General features: G+C 69.8%; 19 protein-coding genes, 1 tRNA gene and 1 riboswitch. Of the genes, 7 read left to right on the top strand and 13 right to left on the bottom strand.

Annotated features, from left to right (window positions below; genetic code table 11):
* Positions 1 to 54: 54 nt before the first annotated feature.
* From BLW14_RS20340 to BLW14_RS20325, 4 genes are read right to left on the bottom strand one after another with little or no spacing between them, the layout of a single operon-like run.
* Positions 55 to 711, bottom strand: coding sequence for a DUF1707 SHOCT-like domain-containing protein (locus BLW14_RS20340; protein WP_177154230.1), 657 nt, complete (start codon positions 709 to 711; stop codon positions 55 to 57).
* Between the two features lie 48 nt (positions 712 to 759).
* Positions 760 to 1,788, bottom strand: coding sequence for an ABC transporter ATP-binding protein (locus BLW14_RS20335; RefSeq protein ID WP_093708653.1), 1,029 nt, complete (start codon positions 1,786 to 1,788; stop codon positions 760 to 762).
* Between the two features lie 20 nt (positions 1,789 to 1,808).
* Positions 1,809 to 2,678 carry an ABC transporter permease gene (locus BLW14_RS20330; protein ID WP_093708652.1) on the bottom strand — a complete coding sequence of 290 codons (870 nt, stop codon included), beginning with the start codon at positions 2,676 to 2,678 and terminating at the stop codon, positions 1,809 to 1,811.
* Complete coding sequence (locus tag BLW14_RS20325; protein ID WP_093708651.1) at positions 2,671 to 3,471, bottom strand: ABC transporter permease; 801 nt, start codon at positions 3,469 to 3,471, stop codon at positions 2,671 to 2,673. Before BLW14_RS20325 ends, BLW14_RS20330 begins: the two co-directional genes overlap by 8 nt.
* 172 nt (positions 3,472 to 3,643) lie before the next feature.
* Here BLW14_RS20325 and BLW14_RS20320 point away from each other — a divergent pair, with 172 nt between their 5' ends.
* Entirely contained in the window at positions 3,644 to 6,106 is a 2,463-nt protein-coding gene (locus BLW14_RS20320) for a transglycosylase domain-containing protein (protein WP_093708650.1), read from the top strand.
* Between the two features lie 10 nt (positions 6,107 to 6,116).
* Here BLW14_RS20320 and BLW14_RS20315 read toward each other — a convergent pair whose 3' ends face one another.
* The 3 genes from BLW14_RS20315 to BLW14_RS20305 form a co-directional block, all read right to left on the bottom strand.
* Positions 6,117 to 6,437, bottom strand: coding sequence for a DMT family transporter (locus BLW14_RS20315; protein WP_018105629.1), 321 nt, complete (start codon positions 6,435 to 6,437; stop codon positions 6,117 to 6,119).
* Between the two features lie 39 nt (positions 6,438 to 6,476).
* Positions 6,477 to 6,546: riboswitch (guanidine-III (ykkC-III) riboswitch) on the bottom strand.
* 53 nt (positions 6,547 to 6,599) lie between these two features.
* Positions 6,600 to 6,938, bottom strand: coding sequence for a GroES family chaperonin (locus BLW14_RS20310; protein ID WP_018105628.1), 339 nt, complete (start codon positions 6,936 to 6,938; stop codon positions 6,600 to 6,602).
* 43 nt (positions 6,939 to 6,981) lie between these two features.
* Positions 6,982 to 7,302 (bottom strand): DUF3618 domain-containing protein, encoded by a 321-nt coding sequence (locus BLW14_RS20305; RefSeq protein ID WP_018517953.1) that lies wholly within the window; start codon positions 7,300 to 7,302, stop codon positions 6,982 to 6,984.
* 127 nt (positions 7,303 to 7,429) lie between these two features.
* On the opposite strand from BLW14_RS20305, the gene bcp reads away from it, so the two are divergent.
* From bcp to BLW14_RS34540, 3 genes are all read left to right on the top strand, one after another.
* Positions 7,430 to 7,897, top strand: coding sequence for a thioredoxin-dependent thiol peroxidase (gene bcp, locus BLW14_RS20300; protein ID WP_018517952.1), 468 nt, complete (start codon positions 7,430 to 7,432; stop codon positions 7,895 to 7,897).
* A 174-nt stretch (positions 7,898 to 8,071) separates the two neighbouring features.
* Positions 8,072 to 9,568: a glycine betaine/L-proline transporter ProP gene (proP, locus tag BLW14_RS20295; RefSeq protein ID WP_093708649.1), complete on the top strand. Its 1,497-nt coding sequence runs from the start codon at positions 8,072 to 8,074 to the stop codon at positions 9,566 to 9,568.
* Between the two features lie 181 nt (positions 9,569 to 9,749).
* Positions 9,750 to 9,821, top strand: a tRNA-Leu gene (locus BLW14_RS34540).
* Positions 9,822 to 9,869: 48 nt separating this feature from the next.
* Here BLW14_RS34540 and rdgB read toward each other — a convergent pair.
* Complete coding sequence (gene rdgB, locus BLW14_RS20290) at positions 9,870 to 10,472, bottom strand: RdgB/HAM1 family non-canonical purine NTP pyrophosphatase (RefSeq protein WP_093708648.1); 603 nt, start codon at positions 10,470 to 10,472, stop codon at positions 9,870 to 9,872.
* A gap of 25 nt (positions 10,473 to 10,497) precedes the next feature.
* Positions 10,498 to 11,058 carry a TetR/AcrR family transcriptional regulator gene (locus BLW14_RS20285; protein ID WP_093708647.1) on the bottom strand — a complete coding sequence of 187 codons (561 nt, stop codon included), beginning with the start codon at positions 11,056 to 11,058 and terminating at the stop codon, positions 10,498 to 10,500.
* A gap of 162 nt (positions 11,059 to 11,220) precedes the next feature.
* Here BLW14_RS20285 and BLW14_RS20280 point away from each other — a divergent pair, with 162 nt between their 5' ends.
* Positions 11,221 to 12,807: a carboxylesterase/lipase family protein gene (locus BLW14_RS20280; protein ID WP_093708646.1), complete on the top strand. Its 1,587-nt coding sequence runs from the start codon at positions 11,221 to 11,223 to the stop codon at positions 12,805 to 12,807.
* A 47-nt stretch (positions 12,808 to 12,854) separates the two neighbouring features.
* On the opposite strand, the gene BLW14_RS20275 is transcribed toward BLW14_RS20280, so the two are convergent.
* From BLW14_RS20275 to BLW14_RS20265, 3 genes are all read right to left on the bottom strand, one after another.
* A complete protein-coding gene (locus tag BLW14_RS20275; RefSeq protein ID WP_093708645.1) occupies positions 12,855 to 13,247 on the bottom strand; it encodes a hypothetical protein in 393 nt (130 codons plus the stop codon).
* Positions 13,248 to 13,367: 120 nt separating this feature from the next.
* The gene (gene rph / locus BLW14_RS20270; RefSeq protein ID WP_093708644.1) at positions 13,368 to 14,105 is read right to left on the bottom strand and encodes a ribonuclease PH; all 738 of its coding nucleotides are present in this window, start codon (positions 14,103 to 14,105) and stop codon (positions 13,368 to 13,370) included.
* A 98-nt stretch (positions 14,106 to 14,203) separates the two neighbouring features.
* Positions 14,204 to 14,437 carry a PTS sugar transporter subunit IIB gene (locus tag BLW14_RS20265; protein ID WP_093708643.1) on the bottom strand — a complete coding sequence of 78 codons (234 nt, stop codon included), beginning with the start codon at positions 14,435 to 14,437 and terminating at the stop codon, positions 14,204 to 14,206.
* Positions 14,438 to 14,659: 222 nt separating this feature from the next.
* Here BLW14_RS20265 and BLW14_RS20260 point away from each other — a divergent pair, with 222 nt between their 5' ends.
* Positions 14,660 to 15,919, top strand: a complete 1,260-nt coding sequence (locus tag BLW14_RS20260; RefSeq protein ID WP_093708642.1) for a PTS transporter subunit EIIC — start codon at positions 14,660 to 14,662, stop codon at positions 15,917 to 15,919.
* A 264-nt stretch (positions 15,920 to 16,183) separates the two neighbouring features.
* Positions 16,184 to 17,446 (top strand): PTS transporter subunit EIIC, encoded by a 1,263-nt coding sequence (locus tag BLW14_RS20255; RefSeq protein ID WP_093708641.1) that lies wholly within the window; start codon positions 16,184 to 16,186, stop codon positions 17,444 to 17,446.
* 86 nt (positions 17,447 to 17,532) lie between these two features.
* Here BLW14_RS20255 and BLW14_RS20250 read toward each other — a convergent pair whose 3' ends face one another.
* The gene (locus tag BLW14_RS20250; RefSeq protein WP_093708640.1) at positions 17,533 to 18,285 is read right to left on the bottom strand and encodes an MBL fold metallo-hydrolase; all 753 of its coding nucleotides are present in this window, start codon (positions 18,283 to 18,285) and stop codon (positions 17,533 to 17,535) included.
* Between the last annotated feature and the right edge of the window lie 300 nt (positions 18,286 to 18,585).

Here is an 18,585-nt window from a genome sequence, read left to right as displayed (position 1 = left end):
CTCCCCGGGCGGCCTCCCACGGGCGGCTTCCTCCGGGGGCTGCCGGACGGCCTGCTACCGGTCGTCCTTCTCCAGGCGGCCCCGCTCGCGCTGGGCCTCCCGCAGCCGCTGCTTCTCCGCCTTGCTGCGCTTGTGCTCCACCCCGACACCGCCCATCAGCGCGAACCCGGTGATCCGCACCCGGGGCGCGTCCGGTGCCGGGACCGTCTCGTCCCTGGCGTCCTCCCCGAAGCCGCCCATGATGCCGATGCCCCGGACGTCCACGTTCAGATCCGGCGGAACCGTCACATGGATGCCGCCCATGATCGTGAAGCAGCGGATGACGGTCTCGCGGTCCTCGAAGTTCGCCTCGCGCAGGTCGATATGGCCGCCGCCCCACATCGCGAACGCGGTGAAGACCCGGCCGACCGTCCAGCTCCCCCGGCGGCCGAACCCGCCCCAGAACGCGAAGGCACCGCTCGACGTGGCCGGCTTCCCGACCCGCTCCGACCAGCGGGCCGCCGAACCGGACCGGGGCCGCACGGCCGGTGACGACGACGCGGAACCGGCGGCCGGCAGATCGCGGACGAGCGGCTCCAACTCCCCGTGCGTACGCGCCTTGTACGCGCTGTCGAGACGCTGGTCGAACTCCTCCATCTCCAGCCTGCCCTCGGCCACCGCCTCCCGGAGGATCTCGGCAACACGTTCACGCTCGGCGTCGGAGGCCCGCATCTCGGGGAGTTCGCTCGTCATACCGCGCAGCCTATTGAACGTGTCCACTCACGTCACCGGCTCCCCCGGCCGCTCGCGCGCGTACATCTTGGCGATGACGGCCTCGATGTCCGGCTCCCGCACCGAGAGGTCCGCCAACGGGTACTCCGCGGCGATCCGCGCCACCAGCGGGGCCGCCGACGCCGACGCCGGGAAGGCCAGCCACTGACGCGGCCCCTCCACCTTCACCGTCCGCACCGAGGTCTCCGACTCCAGCCGGATCGGCGGCAGTTCGCGCTCCAGATCGACCACGAGCGTCCGCTCGCTCTCCCCCACCTCGTGCAGCCCCGCCAGCGCACCGTCGTACATCAGCCGCCCGTGGTCGATCACCATCACCCGGCTGCACAACTGCTCGATGTCCGTGAGGTCATGGGTCGTCAGCAGCACCGTCGTCCCGCGCTCCGCGTTCAGGTCCCGCAGGAACTGCCGCACCTTGGCCTTCGACACCACGTCCAGGCCGATCGTCGGCTCGTCCAGGTACAGCACCTCCGGATCGTGCAGCAGCGCCGCCGCGATGTCCCCGCGCATCCGCTGCCCCAGCGACAACTGCCGCACCGGTACGTCCAACAGCTCGCCCAGGTCCAGGAGTTCGACACACCGGTCCAGGTTCGCCCGGAACCGCGCGTCCGGCACCCGGTACATCCGGTGCATCAGCCGGTACGAGTCCCGCAGCGGCAGGTCCCACCACAGCGTCGTGCGCTGGCCGAAGACCACACCGATCCGGTGCGCCAGCCGCGTCCGCTCCCGCGACGGATCGATGCCCGCGACCCGCAGCGAACCACCGCTCGGGGTGAGGATGCCCGTCAGCATCTTGATCGTCGTCGACTTCCCGGCGCCGTTCGGCCCGATGTAGCCGACCATCTCGCCGCGCTCCACCCGGAAACTGATCCCGTCGACCGCCCGCACCTGACGCCGCTCGCCGCGCAGGAAGCCCTTCCGGCGGCGGACGTCGAAGACCTTCTCCAGCCGGTCCAGCTCGATGAACGCCGGCCCGGCGCCCGTATGCCCCGCCGTGCTCGCTTCCGTGTCCGTACTCATGCCGCTCCCTCTCCCGTCCTTCAACTTCCCGTACTCCGGTACGCCCTCAGCCCCGTCCGCCAAGCCAGTCCCGCCGCGGCCGCGCAGACGGCGGCCACCACCGGCGGCAGGAACGCCACCCACTCCGGCAGCCCCAGCGGCAGCTGCCGGCCCAGCACGTACAGCGCCGGCAGCCAGTTCACGAAGGCCAGCGGCACCACGAACGTCACCCCGCGCACCAGGTCCTTCGCGAAGATCGTCGGCGGGTACTGGAGCAGCGTGTTGCCCCCGTACGTGAACGAGTTCTGCACCTGCGAGGCGTCCTGCGCCACGAACTGGAACGCCCCGCCCGCCACGAACACCGAACCGAAGATCACCGACCCGCTCAGCAGCATCAGCGGCAGCACGACCACCTTCACCACGGTCCAGTCGATGTCCACGGCCACCAGCCCGTAGCCCAGCACCAGCAGCCCCTGGGTGATCCGCCCCAGCCTGCGCAGCGCGAAACGGTCCGCCGCCACCTGCGCGAGGACCGGGACCGGCCGCACCAGCAGCGTGTCCAGCGTGCCGTCGCGCACCCGGCGGCCCAGCCGGTCCATCGACCCCATCAACAGGTCCGCCAGGCCGAACGCCGTACCCGACGCCCCGTACAGCAACGCGATCTCCGGGAGCGTGTAGCCACCCAGCGCGTCCACGTGCGCGAACATCAGCATGATCGCCACGAAGTCGAACGCCGTCGCCGCGAAGTTCCCGACCGCCGTCATCAGGAACGACGCCCGGTAGGCCATCGTCGAGCGCAGCCACATCGCCACGATCAGCCCGTACGCCCGCACCCCCTCCACCAGCCGCGACCTCGGGACGAACACCGTCCCCGGCGCCTCCGCCACGGCCGCCTCCACCACCTCAGCCACCCTGGACCACCACCCTCCGCGTCGCCACGCCCTGCACCATCCGCCCCACCAGCAGCAACACCGCGGCCCACGACACCTGGAACACGTACACCCGCACCAGACCCCAGCCCGTGTGCTTGCCCAGGAACACATCGGCCGGCACCTGGAGCATCGTCGACCACGGCAACAGCCGCGCCACCTCACCCAGCAGCCCCGGGAACAGCGTCAGAGGCAGCAGCATCCCCGAGAAGAACAGCCCCGCCAGGAAGGAGATCTGCGCCGCGCCCGCCCCGTCCATCAGCCAGAAGGCGGACAGCGCCACCAGATAGCGGATCGCGAAGCTCACCACCACACCCAGCGCCACCGACACCAGGAACGCCAGCCACGGCCACGGCGAACCCGGCAGCGCCAGGTCGAAGGCGAACGCCCCGCACACCATCGGCACGATCCCGCGCCCCAGCAGATGGAAGGCCGCGCGCCCCAAGTCCTGTGCCAGCCACCACATTTGCAGGTCGACCGGCCGGTAGAGGTCCACCGCGATGTCGCCCGTGCGGATGCGCTCGATCAACTCGTCCTCGAAGCCGCCGCCCATCATCACGCACGTCATCAGCAGCGCCTGGCCCAGCCACACGAACGTGAGCGCCTCGGGCATGTCGTAACCGCCGAGCCGGGGCCGCTCCTCCCACAACGCCACAAAGGTGTAGGCCAGGATGAAACCGAAGACGGTGTTGGTGAACACCCCCGCCGCCGTCTCGATCCGATAGGTGGCATAGCGGCGGAAACCACCCGCCGCCACCACCGCGTACAGCCGCACAGCAACCGCCTCCCCGTCAACGGGTGCCGCACCGCGCGTGGACACCAAAGCGCAGAACCCTAGTCCAGCGGCAACGGCCGCCGCGACCGCTTTTCCGCCGTCGATCCAAGGGATATGGGATGAAAAAGGGCACTATGGGGGAACTGACCGCGGCCGAGGAGTCTGCACCGACATGAGCGACGAGCCACAGCAGCAGAACGGGGACAACGACCCCCCGGGCTGGACCCCCCGGGACCTGCCTGCCGACGCCGCCGCCCCGGGACCGGACCCCGAAGGCGAGGGCGCGAAGACCCCCGGCGCCTCCGACGCCACAGGCACCGCCGGTGCCACCGACGCCTCAGGCTCCGCAGGCGCCTCCGGCGCATCAGGCTCCTCAGGCGCGAAGAAGCCCGCGAAGACGAAACGACCCAAGCGCACCGGCTGGCGGCGGCTCGTCCCCACCTGGCGCATGGTCCTCGGCGGCGTCCTCCTCCTCGCCCTGCTCCTCGTCGGCGGCTTCTTCGCCGGCTACCAGCTCGTCGACATCCCCCCGGCCAACGCCAGCGCCACCGCCCAGTCCAACGTCTACCTCTACGCCGACGGCAGCGTCATCGCCCGCGACGGCGACGTCAATCGCGAGAACATCAAGCTCGCCCAGGTCCCCCGCAACGTCCAGCACGCCGTCCTCGCCGCCGAGGACCGCGACTTCTACTCCGAACGCGCCGTCGACATCAAGGCCATGTTCCGGGCCGGCTGGAACACCCTCACCGGCAAGGGCAAACAGGGCGGCTCGACCATCACCCAGCAGTACGTCAAGAACTACTACCTGGGCCAGGAACAGACCGTCGTCCGCAAGATCAAGGAATTCTTCATCTCGATCAAGCTCAACCGCGAGCAGTCCAAGGACCAGATCCTGGAGGGCTACCTCAACACCAGCTACTTCGGCCGCAACGCCTACGGCATCCAGGCCGCCGCCCAGGCCTACTACGGCAAGGACGTCGGCGACGTCACCACCGCCCAGGGCGCCTACCTCGCCTCCCTGCTCAACGCTCCCAGCGCCTACGACGTCGTCGCCCACCCCGAGAACAAGCCCGCCGCCCTCGCCCGCTGGAACTACGTCCTCGACGGCATGGTCAAGGAGAAGTGGCTCACCCCCGCACAGCGCGCCGCGACGACCTTCCCCGTACCCGGCCCCGTCAAGCCCGCCAACAGCCTCTCCGGCCAGCGCGGCTACATCGTCAAGGCCGTCGAGGACTACCTCACCGACAACGACATCCTCGACGAGAAGACCCTCGCCACCCGCGGCTACCGCATCACCACCACCCTCCAGAAGAAGAAGCAGGACGCCCTCGTCGAAGCCGTCGACGACACCGTCATGTCCAAGACCGACGACGACCGCCCGGCCGACCGCGACGTCCGCGTCGGCGGCGCCTCCATCGACCCCGCCAACGGACACGTCGTCGCCCTCTACGGCGGCATCGACTACACCCGCCAGTACGTCAACAACGCCACCCGCCGCGACTACCAGGTCGGCTCCACCTTCAAGCCGTTCGTCTTCACCTCGGCCGTCGCCAACGACTCCACCACCCAGGACGGCCGCCGCATCACCCCCAGCACCATCTACGACGGCACCAACAAGCGCATGGTCGAAGGCCCCGACGGCCCCACCGGCTACGACCCCGCCAACGAGGACGACCGCAGCTACGGCCCCATCACCGTGCGCACCGCCACCGACAAGTCCGTCAACGCCGTCTACGCCCAGATGGCCGAGGACGTCGGCCCCGAGAAGGTCCGGCAGACCGCCGTCTCCCTCGGCATCCCCAAGGACACCGCCGACCTCACCCCCACCCCCTCCATCGCGCTCGGCGTCGCCACCGCCAGCGTCCTCGACATGACCGAGGCCTACGCGACCCTCGCCGCCCACGGCAAGCACGGCGCCCACGTCCTCGTCAGCAAGGTCACCAAGGACGGCGAGAACGTCGCCCTCCCCGGCCGCACGGTCAAGCAGGCCGTCAGCCGCGAGGCCGCCGACACCACCACCTCCATCCTCCGCAGCGTCGTCGACGGCGGCACCGGCACCGCCGCCCAGGGCGCCGGGCGCCCCGCCGCCGGAAAGACCGGCACCGCCGAGGAGGACAAGGCCGCCTGGTTCGCCGGCTACACCCCCGACCTCGCCACCGTCATCGCCGTCATGGGCCAGGACCCCGACACCGGCGCCCAGAAACCCCTCTACGGCGCCCTCGGACTCCCCCGCATCAACGGCGGCGGCGCCCCCGCCGAGACCTGGGCCAAGTACGTCGGCACCGCCCTGCGCGGCACCCCCGCCCAGGACTTCGACCTCGACATCGAGGAGGGCACCGACGACACCGCACTGCCCACCGACGAGGGCACCGCCCCCGGCGACACCGGCCGCCGCACCCCCACGGCCACCCCCCGCCGCACCCCGTCCACGACACCGTCCCGGACCCCGTCCGCCCCGCGCACCACCCCCGGCACCACGGACACCCCGCCCGACGGCACCACGGACGGCGGAACCGACACGGGCGACGAGGACGAGGGCGGGGACGGAGACGAGGGCTACTTCCAGGGACCCCACGGCACCAGGGCACCCAGCACCAGGGCGCCGAGCACCAGGACCCCCAGCACCCGCCCCTGAGAAACCGGGCTCAGTGCCCCGAGGTCGCCTTCAGCCCCACGACCGCCACCAGCAGCAGACACACGAAGAAGATCCGGGCCGCCGTCACCGGCTCGTGCAGCACCACCATGCCCAGGACCGCGGCACCCGCCGCGCCGATCCCGACCCACACCCCGTACGCCGTACCGATCGGCAGCGTCCTGGCCGCATGCGACAGCAGCATCATGCTCGCCACGATCCCCAGGCCCGTGAACACACTCGGCCACAGCCGGGTGAACCCCTCGGTGTACTTCATCCCGATCGACCAGGCCACTTCCAGCAGACCGGCGACGACCAGCAGAACCCACGCCACGACAGCACCTCCGACAAGACAGAACACGCCAACAACACGGATGCGTCGTCTTTGCGGAACCCGGTACGGCGCGTCTCGTCGGGGTCCTTCCACCGTAGCAAAGGACAGGCAAAAGGCCCGGTGACAACGGTCACCGGGCCCCTCGCCCACAGATCCACAGCTCTACAGATACAGCCCGGTCGAGTCCTCCGAACCCTCGAACCGGTCCGCCGCCACCGCGTGCAGGTCGCGCTCGCGCATCAGCACGTACGCCACACCCCGCACCTCGACCTCCGCCCGGTCCTCCGGGTCGAACAGCACCCGGTCACCCGGCTCGACCGTCCGCACGTTCTGCCCCACCGCGACCACCACGGCCCACGCCAGCCGACGGCCGACCGCGGCAGTCGCGGGAATCAGAATGCCCCCGCCGGAACGCCGCTCGCCCTCGGGCGACTCGGACCGGACCAGCACTCGGTCGTGCAGCATCCGGATGGGCAGCTTGTCGTCGGTGTTCTCGCTCACGCCCCGCAACCTACCGGGCGGCGAGGCGCCCACGCGCGAGGGGTCAGCGCCTGCCGCGCCGCGAGGACGCGACGACCAGCCCGACCACGCCCACCGCGAGCAGCGCCGCCGGAATCACGCGCTCCAGCCGGGGGCTGCCCGTCTCCGACACGAACTGGGCCCTCACGTCCGACACGGCCCGGTTCACCGCCACGTACGCGCGTCCGGCCGTCCGGTCCACGGTCCCGGCGACCTTCGCCTTCGCGTCACCGATGATCGTCTTCGGGTGCACCCGCACCCCGATCTCATCGAGTACCACCGCAAGCTGCTCGCGCCTGCTGATGATGTCCGCCTCGATCTGCGCAGGGGTCCTGGCATCCGACACCGCGCCGCCTCCGTGGTCCTCGTCCGGTAAACCTTCATCGACAGTCTGTCAGTTCCGCCGCATCCGCACCCGGCGGCACCCCCATTACGCTCGGTCCCGTAGACCCCACGTACCAACGAGGAGAACCATGAGCGAGCGTCTCGAGCCCGGCGACACCGCCCCCGCCTTCACCCTGCCCGACGCGGACGGCAACGACGTCTCACTCGCGGACCACAAGGGCCGCAAGGTCATCGTCTACTTCTACCCCGCCGCTCTTACCCCCGGTTGCACCAAGCAGGCCTGCGACTTCACGGACAACCTGGACCTGCTCGCGGAGGCCGGCTACGACGTCATCGGCGTCTCCCCGGACAAGCCGGAGAAGCTCGCGAAGTTCCGCGAGAAGGAGAACCTCAAGGTCACACTGGTGGGCGATCCGGCCAAGGAGACTCTTGAGGCGTACGGCGCGTTCGGCGAGAAGAAGCTCTACGGCAAAACGGTGACGGGCGTCATCCGCTCCACCATCGTCGTGGACGAGGACGGCAAGGTCGCCCACGCCTTCTACAACGTCAAGGCCACCGGCCACGTCGCCAAGATCATCAAGGACCTCAAGATCTGAGACCGGGGGCAGTCCGGCCGAGAGCCCCGTGGAACAGACCGGAACGAGCCATTCACTGGACCGAATGGCCGAAAACATGTGACGGACATCGCATTCGCCCGTCGAACCGGTTTGCGGCCGCCATGTCCGCGCAGAAGCCTTTCCTGTAACAGTTGCCGAGGAAAGGAACCGGCCATGGCGGCCTCCGACCCCCACCAGGTGGCCGACCCTGAAGCGGTCAAACGTCACCCCGCACTGTTCCGTGCGATCCGGAAACGCCAGAACCCCAAGCTCCGGCGTACGGACATCACCATCACGGACGACCAGGCGGTCAGGCGCGCGGTGAAGGCCGCCTCGCTCGGCAACGCGATGGAGTGGTTCGACTTCGGCATCTACTCCTACCTCGCCGCGACCCTGGGACACGTGTTCTTCCCGTCCGGGAACGACACGACCCAGCTCCTCTCCTCCTTCGCCACCTTCGCGGTCGCCTTCCTCGTACGCCCCCTGGGCGGCATGTTCTTCGGACCGATGGGCGACAAGATCGGCCGCAAGAAGGTCCTCGCCCTCACCATGATCCTGATGGCGACCGGCACCTTCGCGATCGGCCTCATCCCCTCCCACGCCACCATCGGCGTCTGGGCCGCGGTCCTGCTGATCTTCTTCCGCATGCTCCAGGGCTTCTCGACGGGCGGCGAGTACGGCGGCGCGTCGACCTTCATCGCCGAGTACGCCCCCGACAAGCGACGCGGCTTCTTCGGCAGCTTCCTGGAATTCGGCACCCTCGCCGGTTACGTCGGCGCGGCGGGCCTGGTGACCCTGCTGTACGCGCTCCTCAACGACGCCCAGATGGAGTCGTGGGGCTGGCGCGTCCCGTTCCTCGTCGCCGGACCGCTCGGCCTCGTCGGCCTCTACCTGCGACTGCGCCTCGACGAGACCCCGGCCTTCCAGAAGCTGGAGGGCGGCACGGCACACGCAACGGAGGCGGCGGACAGCGTCGAGACCACCGCCAAGGGCGACCTCGCCAAGATCTTCCGCGACTACTGGCCGACGCTGATCCTCTGCATCTGCCTCGTCGGCGCGTACAACATCACCGACTACATGCTGCTGTCGTACATGCCGACGTACCTCTCCGACGAGCTCGGCTACAGCGAGACGCATGGCCTGCTGATCCTGCTCGGCGTGATGGTGTTCCTGATGCTGATCATCAGCCAGGTCGGCAAGCTCTCCGACCGCTTCGGCCGCAAGCCGCTCCTGATGACGGGCATGCTCGGCTTCCTGATCCTGTCACTGCCCGCCTTCCTCCTGATCCGCCAGGGCAGCATCCCCGCGATCATCATCGGCATGGCGATGCTGGGCCTCTCCCTGGTCTGCATGCTCGGCACGATGTCGGCGGCGCTCCCGGCCCTGTTCCCCACGAACGTCCGTTACGGCTCGCTCTCGGTGGGCTACAACCTCTCCGCGTCGATCTTCGGCGGCACGACCCCGCTGGTCATCACGGCCCTGATCAGCGTCTCCGGCTCCAACCTGATGCCGGCGTACTACTCGATGGCAGCGGCCCTGGTCGGCGTGATCGCGGTGGCCTGCATGAAGGAAACCGCCAACAAGCCCCTGGCGGGCTCTCCGCCGTCGGTCGAGACGACGGCGGAGGCGGAAGAACTGGTCCACGCCCAGACCCCGGACCCGAAGTTCTGACCCCTGCGCACCCCTGCGGCCCGTACGGCTTCCCCCCGAAGCGGTACGGGCCGTTCCGCATCTTGGGCGACAGGTCGGACGACCGACTCCGAAACCTCCGCCCCTCGTACCACAGCCGAACAGCCACAATCTCCAAACGCGCCCACCGAGCCGCCCCGAGGCGGTAAGGTTGCGACGGTATGCGCCCGTACGCCATCGGTGAGCGGCGGTCTTTAGGTGGCCGTGTATGTCGGTTCGAATCCGACCGGGCGTACCGACAGCAAGGTGCCCGGCCCCGTTCGCGGGGCCGGGCACCAGTGCGTCAGCCCACCAGCTCCCGCACCACCGGCACCAGCGCCCGGAACGCCTTGCCGCGGTGGCTGATGGCGTTCTTCTCGTCCGGGGTCAGTTCCGCGCACGTGCGCGTTTCGCCGTCCGGCTGGAGGACCGGGTCGTAGCCGAAGCCGTACGCGCCGGCCGGGGCGTGGCGGAGGGTGCCCCCCAGGCGGCCCTCGACCACGCGTTCCGTGCCGTCCGGGAGGGCCAGGGCGGCGGCGCAGGCGAAGTGGGCCCCGCGGTGGGGGTCGGAGATGTCACCGAGCTGGGCGAGGAGCAGGTCCAGGTTGGCGCGGTCGTTGCCGTGGGTGCCGGACCAGCGGGCCGAGAAGATGCCGGGGGCGCCGCCGAGGACGTCCACGCAGAGGCCCGAGTCGTCGGCGATCGCGGGGTGGCCGGTGGCCTGGGCGAGGGCGTGGGCTTTGAGCAGCGCGTTCTCGGCGAAGGTGACGCCGGTCTCCTTGACGTCGGGGACCTCCGGATACGCGTCCGCGCCGACGAGTTCGTGGGTGAGGCCCGCGTCGGCGAGGATCGCGTGGAGTTCGGTGATCTTCCCGGCGTTGCGGGTGGCGAGGATGAGACGGGTCATGGGACCAGTATCGCCGGGTCCGGGCTCACGCCTCGTCGGGCAGTCGGGCGGCCAGGGCGCGGATGCCGGCCAGCACCTCGGTGGCGGTGGGCGCCGACTCCGGGTCGGTGATGTGCTGCATCATCAGGCCACTGAGGAGAGCGAGCTGTACGGAGCCGAGGGTGCGCACGGTCTCCTCGGAGAGTTCGTCCTCGGGTGTCCCCGTGACCTCGTGCGCCATGCCGCTGCGTCCCTGTCGTAGCCCGGCGGCCACCTGTTCGCGCAGTTCCGGGTCGCGCTGGGCGCGCAGGACCGTCTCCAGGCTGGCGAGCCAGAACGTCCGGTTGGCCGAGAAGGCCTCGATGAGGCGGGTCCAGAGCGCACCGAGGTCGCCGTCCTCCGCCGACGGGCCGAGGGCCTGGCCCCCCGAGTCGAGCGCTTCGAGGAGCGCCTGGTTGAGCAGGGCCTCCTTGGAGCCGAAGTGGTAGCCGATGGCCGCCATGCTGACGCCCGCCGCCGAGGCGAGGTCGCGGACGGTGGTGCGCTCGTAGCCCTTCTCGAAGAGGCACTTCCTGGCCGCTTCCAGCAGCTTCTCCCGGTTTCCCATACCCATGCGCCGCATCCTAGGGCCGCCCGGGAAGGTGAGGCGCCGCCTGACGCGATCGCATCGCACGATCGCCCTATACAAATGTATAGCACAAACGCCCAACTCCCGGCTACGTTGCTGCCGTTGCCGCATCCGAAGATCACGGCGAGCCCTGGAGTCCTGATGGGTCATCCGAAGTCCCCTGCCACCGCCCTCGCCGCCGTTGCCGTCACCGCGAGCCTCGCCGTCGCGGCCCTCGCGCCGGACGCCGCCGCCTCGGGGTCCGCCCTTCCCACCCGGGTGGTGACCGCCGAAGGCCCCGTGCAGGGGGCGGCCACCGGCGCGGTGCGCACGTTCCAGGGCATCCCGTACGCGGCCCCGCCGACCGGCGCGCACCGGTGGGAGAAGCCGCAGCCGGTCCGGCCGTGGTCCGCCACGCTGGATGCCCGCGCCCCGCGGAGTGCGTGTGCGCAGCCGACGGACCAGCCCATCGCGATCAAGGGCGGGGGGAGCGAGGACTGCCTGTACCTGAACCTCACGACGCCGGTCCGGCGGTCCGCGCGGCCCCGGCCGGTGATCGTGTGGATCCACGGCGGGAGCTCCGCGTACGGGGACGGGGCGAGTTACGGCGCGGCGAAGCTGGCCGCCGCGCGGCAGGGTGCGGTGGTGGTGACGGTCAATTACCGGCTGGGGGTGTTCGGGTTCCTGTCGGCGCCGGGTCTGCGGGCCCCGGCCAACCTGGGGCTGCTGGACCAGCAGGCCGCGCTGCGGTGGGTGGCGCGCAACGCGGGTGCCTTCGGCGGGGATCCGGACAACGTGACGCTCATGGGTCAGTCGGGCGGGGGTTACAGCGTGTGCGCCCAGTTGGTGTCACCGGGCGCGCGAGGTCTGTTCCACAAGGCGGTCGTGCAGAGTGCGGGGGGCGTGGGGCCGGACGGTTCGTTCACCCGTGCCCAGGCGGAGGAGCAGGGCAAGGCCGTCGTCGAGGCGGCCGGGTGCGACGACCCGGGGGCGGTCGACTCCTGCCTGCGGGGCATGTCGACGGCCGGCGTGGTCGCTGCTTCCTCGTCCGGTCACGACGGATTTCGGCCGGTCGTGGACGGCGAGGTCGTCCCGGAGGCTCCGTCGCGGGCGATCGCGGCGGGGCGGTTCGCCCGGGTGCCGGTGCTGCACGGTTCGACGCGTGACGAGATGAGCGGGCTGGCCGGCCTGGACGAGCTCATGACGGGCCGGCCGCTGACCGCCGAGGGGTATGCGGAGAAGGTGGCGGACCGGTTCGGGGCGGACGCCGCGGCGGTGCCGGCCGAGTATCCGGTGGAGCGGTATCCGGCTCCGGGGGCGGCGCTGTCGGCGGTGCTCACGGATGCGGAGTGGTCGACGGCGGCGCTGGACACGCAGCGGGCGCTGGCGCGGTACACCCCGGTGTACGCGTACGAGTTCGCCGAGGTATCGGCCCCGTACTTCCGGAACGTGCCGCGCCCTGCGAGCTTCTCGCTGGGCACGGGCCACATGATCGATCTCGCGTACGTGTTAGAGAACGAGCTCTTCGAGCCGCTGGACGCGGCGCAGGAGGAGCTGTCGGAGACGGTGGTCGGGTACTGGAGCCGGTTCGCGAGCACCGGGTGCGTGGACGGTCCGGGGCTGCCGGCGTGGCAGCGGTTCACGAACGACGGGGAGTACGTACAGCGGCTGGCGTCCGGGGACGTCGGGCGGACGGACTTCGGGGCCGGTCACCACTACGCGTTCTGGAAGGGGCTCGCCTCGTCCTGAGGTCCCGTCGGTGTCCCGGCGGCCATGTGTCGCCGGGACTCTTCGCGTTACGGGGTGCAGACCTTGGCGATCTCCCCGGCGGCATCGGTGACGGGGGTGATGTCCGGGGTGGCGTCGCCGTTGTCGATGGCGTCGCGGACGTTGGTGACGCCGGCCTGGAGGTCGTCGACGGCCTTGCTGAGGTCGGCGTCGTCGGTCTTGTCGCCGAGGTTGCCGAGTTCCTTCTGGATGTCGTCGAGGGCCTCGGACGCCTGGGTGGGGTCGTCGGAGGCGTTGGAGACGGCCTGGCGGAGGTTGTCGACGCTGGTGGCGATGGCGTCGGCGGTGCGGACGCAGTCGAGTGTCTTGTCGAGGGCGCCGCAGCCCGCGGCCGCGGTGACGGTGATGAGTGCGGCGGTGACGGCCAGTGCGGTGCGGTGGTGCCGGTGGCGCGCGGCCATGGTGGGTCCCTCCCCGGGTGCGGATACGCGGACGGGCGCACGGTTCGACCCGTGCGCCCGTATGCGTATCGACGCCGCTGGGCGGGACTTGGTTGCTTCTTTGCCTTTCGGGCGGCGGGTTCAGGCGCCGAGCGTGGTGGCGAGTGCCTCGTTCTGGAGCTTGGCGAGGTCGACGCAGCCGGCGGTGGCGAGGTCGAGCAGCGCGTTGAGTTCCGTACGGTCGAAGGGTTCGGCCTCGGCGGTGCCCTGGACCTCGACGAAGCGGCCGTCGCCGGTGCAGACGACGTTCATGTCGGTCTCGGCGCGGACGTCCTCCTCGTAGCAGAGGTCGAGGAGGGGGGTGCCGTCGACGATGCCGACGCTGATGGCGGCGACGGTGCCGGTGAGCGGCTTGCGGCCGTGCTTGATGATCTTCTTGCCCTGGGCCCAGGCGACGGCGTCGGCGAGGGCGACGTAGGCGCCGGTGATGGCGGCGGTACGGGTGCCGCCGTCGGCCTGGAGGACGTCGCAGTCGAGGACGATGGTGTTCTCGCCGAGGGCCTTGTAGTCGATGACGGCGCGCAGGGAACGGCCGATGAGCCGGCTGATCTCGTGGGTGCGGCCGCCGATCTTGCCGCGTACGGATTCGCGGTCGCCGCGGGTGTTGGTGGAGCGGGGCAGCATGGAGTATTCGGCGGTGACCCAGCCTTCGCCGCTGCCCTTGCGCCAGCGCGGTACGCCTTCGGTGACGGAGGCGGTGCAGAAGACTTTGGTGTCGCCGAAGGAGATGAGTACGGATCCTTCGGCGTGCTTGCTCCATCCGCGTTCGATGGTGACGGGGCGGAGTTGGTCGGGGGTGCGGCCGTCGATACGAGACATGGCGCCGAGCCTATCGGGTGGCGGGGGCCTCGTTTCCCGGGTGCGCCGCAGGCCCCGTCCGGGGTGGGCGGGGCCTGCGGAGGGGTTTCAGGCGGTCGTCACATCATGTCTTCGATGTCGGCCGCGATCGGGTCGGCGTCGGTGCCGATGACGACCTGGATCGCGGTGCCCATCTTGACGACGCCGTGGGCGCCGGCGGCCTTGAGCGCGGCTTCGTCGACCTTGCCGGGGTCGATGACCTCGGTGCGCAGGCGCGTGATGCAGCCTTCGACCTCTTCGATGTTCTCGATTCCGCCGAGCCCGGCGACGATCTTCTCAGCCTTGCTGGCCATGGCCTTCTCCCTGGTTCCTCATGTGCGTGCGACGGCCCACCGTGGGTCCGTTTCGTCACGGTAACGCACGGTTGGCCCAACTTCGCGGGCGAGTGACCGCACGGTCCTCAATGATGACGATCACCGGAGCCCTGCCTCTCGGCCGGGCTCCGCACCGTATCGCAACTGGTCTACACCAGTTTGCGACGACCTCCAAACCAGCTGTGCTCCGGGAGGATGCCGATGAGTTCGAACGCGGCCGCGCTACCGCAGCGGAAGTGGTGGAACGGGCCGGTCCAGGGCCTGCAGAAGGTCGGCCGCAGCCTGCAGCTGCCGGTGGCCGTCCTGCCTGCGGCGGGCCTCCTGGTCAGCCTCGGCAATCTCTTCGACTCCTCCCTGCACGGACGTTTCTGGGACAAGTTCGCGAAGGTCCTCCTCAACGGCGGGACCGCGATCCTCGACGGCGAGCTGGGCCTGCCGCTGCTCTTCTGCATCGGGGTCGCGATCGGCTTCGCGAAGAAGGCGGACGGCTCGACCGCGCTCGCCGCCGTCGCCGGCTTCCTGGTCTACCGGGGGGTGCTGACGGCGTTCCCGGTGGACGGCTCGGTGACCAAGGACGTCCCGGACGGGGTGCCGCAGAACCCGGGGGTGCTGGGCGGGATCATCATCGGGCTGCTGACGGCCGTGGTCTGGCAGCGCTACCACCGGACCAAGCTGGTGGACTGGCTCGGCTTCTTCAACGGCCGCCGGCTCGTCCCGATCCTGATGGCCTTCCTCTGCGTGATCCTGGGCGTGCTGTTCGGGCTGCTGTGGCAGCCGGTGGGCGACGCGCTGACGTGGTTCGCCAAGCAGCTGATCGACCTGGGCGCGTGGGGCGCGGCGATCTTCGGGTTCGCGAACCGGTTGCTGATCCCGATCGGCATGCACCAGTTCCTGAACACGTTCTTCTGGTTCCAGGCGGGCGACTACACCGGGGCCGACGGAGGCACGGTCCAGGGCGACATCTCCCGCTTCTTCGCCGGGGACCCGTCGGCCGGGCAGTTCACCTCGGGCTTCTTCCCGATCATGATGTTCGGGCTGCCAGCGGCGGCGCTGGCCATCGCCCACACGGCGCGGCCGGAGCGGCGCAAGGAGGTGGCGGGGCTGATGCTGTCCGTCGCGCTGACGTCGTTCGTGACGGGTGTGACGGAGCCGCTGGAGTTCTCGTTCCTCTTCGTCGCGCCGCTGCTGTACGGGGTGCACGCGATCCTGACCGGTGTGTCGATGGGCGTCACCTGGGCGCTGGGCGTGCACGCGGGGTTCAGCTTCTCGGCGGGACTGATCGACTACGTCGTCAACTGGCATCTGGATACGAAGCCGTGGCTGATCATGCCCATCGGCGCCTGCTTCGCGGTCGTCTACTACGTGATCTTCCGGTTCGCGATCACCAAGTTCAACCTTCCGACACCCGGTCGTGAGCCCGAGGATGTGGAGGAGGACATCGAGAGGAACCTCACGAAGTAGCCTTTATGCAAGGTCACTGACCTTGCGAGCGCGGCCCCCGGACCATGCGGTCCGGGGGCTTTTCGCATGTCACGGTGCGTACGCGGTAGCTGCTGCGAAGTAGTCGCAAATTGCAGGTTCCTTATCTAACCCTCACCGTGCTACAACTGGTCTACACCACTCAGTGGTCCAGACCACGTGAAGCTTCGCGCTTCACGTTTCTCGAGTCGTCGCCCACCCAAACCCCCCTGTCCCCGGCGGCGCCTTGCTTACTGGAGGAAGTTGATGAGTACGGCCACCGCTACGGCGGCCCCCGCGAAGAAGCGGGGCTCCGGCCTGTTCCAGGGCCTGCAGAAGGTGGGTCGCAGCCTGCAGCTGCCGATCGCGGTGCTGCCGGCGGCGGGCATCATGGTGCGCCTCGGCCAGGACGACATCTTCGGCAAGGACGGTCTCGGCTGGGACAAGGTCTCCGCCGTCTTCGGCAACGCGGGTGGCGCCATCACCGGCAGCCTCCCGATCCTGTTCTGCATAGGCGTGGCCATCGGCTTCGCCAAGAAGGCCGATGGCTCGACGGCGCTCGCCGCGCTCGTCGGTTTCCTCGTCTACAGCAAGGTGCTCCAGGCGTTCCCCGTCACCGAAGCGGTGGTCAACACGACCGCCAACAAGGGTGTGGACGTCGCCGCGACGTACAACGACCCCGGTGTCCTCGGCGGCATCATCATGGGTCTGCTCTCCGCGGTCCTGTGGCAGAAGTTCCACCGCACCAAGCTGGTCGACTGGCTCGGCTTCTTCAACGGCCGCCGCCTGGTCCCGATCATCATGGCCTTCGTCGGCGTCGTCGTCGGTGTCTTCTTCGGCCTGGTCTGGGAGCCGATCGGTGACGGCATCTCCAACTTCGGTGAGTGGATGACCGGTCTCGGCTCCGGCGGCGCCGCCCTGTTCGGTGGCGTCAACCGCGCGCTGATCCCGATCGGCATGCACCAGTTCGTGAACACGGTCGCCTGGTTCCAGCTCGGTGACTTCACCAACTCGGCCGGCGAGGTCGTCCACGGAGACATCACACGCTTCCTGGCCGGTGACCCGTCCGCCGGCATGTTCCAGTCCGGCTTCTTCCCGATCATGATGTTCGGCCTGCCCGCAGCCGCGATCGCCATGGCGCACTGTGCCCGCCCCGAGCGCCGCAAGGCCGTGATGGGCATGATGGTCTCCCTGGCGCTGACCTCGTTCGTCACCGGTGTGACCGAACCGATCGAGTTCTCGTTCATGTTCATCGCGCCGGTCCTGTACGTGCTGCACGCGGTGCTGACCGCCGCGTCGATGGCCATCACCTGGGGTCTGGGCGTCCACGCGGGCTTCAACTTCTCGGCCGGGTTCATCGACTACGCCCTGAACTGGACCCACGCCACCAAGCCCTGGATGATCATCCCGATCGGTCTGGTCTTCGCGGTTATCTACTACGTGACCTTCCGCTTCGCGATCATCAAGTTCAACCTCACCACCCCGGGCCGTGAGCCCGAGGAGGAGATCGAGGACCTGACCAAGGCGTAGGCCCCGGTCGGTTCCCCCACACACTCGAAGCCCTCACCTTCCCGGCGGAAGGTGAGGGCTTCGTCGTACGCGTACGGGCGCTCCGCTCAGATCTCGTACACCGCGCCCGGCGCCGCGAGTTCCGTCGGGCCGGTGAAGACCTCGCGGGCGTCGGCGAGGTTGCGTTCGGCGTCGGTCCACGGCGGGATGTGGGTGAGCACGAGGCGGCCGACGCCCGCGCGGGCGGCCAGCTCGCCGGCCTCGCGGCCGTTGAGGTGGAGGTCCGGGATGTCCTCCTTGCCGTGCACGAACGACGCCTCGCAGAGGAAGAGGTCGGTGTCCTCGGCCAGCTCGTCCAGGGCCTCGCAGGTGCCGGTGTCCCCGGAGTACGTGAGCGAGGAGCCGCCGTGCTCGATGCGGATGCCGAACGTGTCGACGGGGTGGCGGAGCTTCTCCGTACGCACCGAGAAGGGGCCGATCTCGAACCAGCCCGGCTTCAGGGTGTGGAAGTCGAAGACCTCGCTCATCGCGTGGTCGGACGGGGTGTCGGCGTGTGCGGTGGTGAGCCGCTGCTCCGTGCCGTCGGGGCCGTAGACCGGGATGCGGGCGGGGCGCTCGCCGCCGTGCGGGTAGTACCGGACGACGAAGTACGCGCACATGTCGATGCAGTGGTCGGCGTGCAGGTGGCTGAGGAAGATGGCGTCGAGGTCATAGAGACCGACGTGGCGCTGCAGCTCGCCGAGGGCGCCGTTGCCCATGTCGAGGAGCAGCCTGAAGCCGTCGGCCTCTACGAGGTAGCTCGAGCATGCCGATCCCGCGGAGGGGAACGAGCCGGAGCAGCCGACGACGGTGAGCTTCATGGAGCGTGAACCTCCGAGACGTGGGAACGGGGAGGGTTCGTGCGGTTCTGGCGGTGCGGTTCGTTGAGCGTAAGGCGCGGGGGAGCGGGTCGCTCCTTCGGGGCGGGTCGTTGTGGGGGAACTCACCTGCGCTGTCACCGGTTCGGGTGGCGTCCCCCTCCGCGCCCCTTCCCGGAACCGGGGCGCTGCCCCCGGACCCCGCTCCTCAAACGCCGGAGGGGCTGGATGGTGCGGCGCGAATGACAGAGCCCCCGTTGCCGCTGGTGTGCGGCAACGGGGGCAAGATCAAGCCCCTCCGGC

The sequence above is a fragment of the Streptomyces sp. 2131.1 genome (assembly GCF_900105515.1).
In the GTDB taxonomy this organism is placed as follows: domain Bacteria; phylum Actinomycetota; class Actinomycetes; order Streptomycetales; family Streptomycetaceae; genus Streptomyces; species Streptomyces drozdowiczii.
The sequence above is the reverse complement of the archived record's forward strand: the minus strand, read 5'-3'. Positions and strand labels throughout refer to the sequence as shown.

Excerpts from the sequence above, each read along its gene's own strand:
- BLW14_RS20340 (WP_177154230.1), bottom strand. The coding sequence starts at position 711 with ATGCGGGCCTCCGACGCCGAGCGTGAACGTGTTGCCGAGATCCTCCGG.
- BLW14_RS20335 (WP_093708653.1), bottom strand. The coding sequence starts at position 1,788 with ATGAGTACGGACACGGAAGCGAGCACGGCGGGGCATACGGGCGCCGGG.
- BLW14_RS20320 (WP_093708650.1), top strand. The coding sequence starts at position 3,644 with ATGAGCGACGAGCCACAGCAGCAGAACGGGGACAACGACCCCCCGGGC.
- bcp (WP_018517952.1), top strand. The coding sequence starts at position 7,430 with ATGAGCGAGCGTCTCGAGCCCGGCGACACCGCCCCCGCCTTCACCCTG.
- proP (WP_093708649.1), top strand. The coding sequence starts at position 8,072 with ATGGCGGCCTCCGACCCCCACCAGGTGGCCGACCCTGAAGCGGTCAAA.
- rdgB (WP_093708648.1), bottom strand. The coding sequence starts at position 10,472 with ATGACCCGTCTCATCCTCGCCACCCGCAACGCCGGGAAGATCACCGAA.
- BLW14_RS20285 (WP_093708647.1), bottom strand. The coding sequence starts at position 11,058 with ATGGGAAACCGGGAGAAGCTGCTGGAAGCGGCCAGGAAGTGCCTCTTC.
- BLW14_RS20280 (WP_093708646.1), top strand. The coding sequence starts at position 11,221 with ATGGGTCATCCGAAGTCCCCTGCCACCGCCCTCGCCGCCGTTGCCGTC.
- BLW14_RS20275 (WP_093708645.1), bottom strand. The coding sequence starts at position 13,247 with ATGGCCGCGCGCCACCGGCACCACCGCACCGCACTGGCCGTCACCGCC.
- rph (WP_093708644.1), bottom strand. The coding sequence starts at position 14,105 with ATGTCTCGTATCGACGGCCGCACCCCCGACCAACTCCGCCCCGTCACC.
- BLW14_RS20265 (WP_093708643.1), bottom strand. The coding sequence starts at position 14,437 with ATGGCCAGCAAGGCTGAGAAGATCGTCGCCGGGCTCGGCGGAATCGAG.
- BLW14_RS20260 (WP_093708642.1), top strand. The coding sequence starts at position 14,660 with ATGAGTTCGAACGCGGCCGCGCTACCGCAGCGGAAGTGGTGGAACGGG.
- BLW14_RS20255 (WP_093708641.1), top strand. The coding sequence starts at position 16,184 with ATGAGTACGGCCACCGCTACGGCGGCCCCCGCGAAGAAGCGGGGCTCC.
- BLW14_RS20250 (WP_093708640.1), bottom strand. The coding sequence starts at position 18,285 with ATGAAGCTCACCGTCGTCGGCTGCTCCGGCTCGTTCCCCTCCGCGGGA.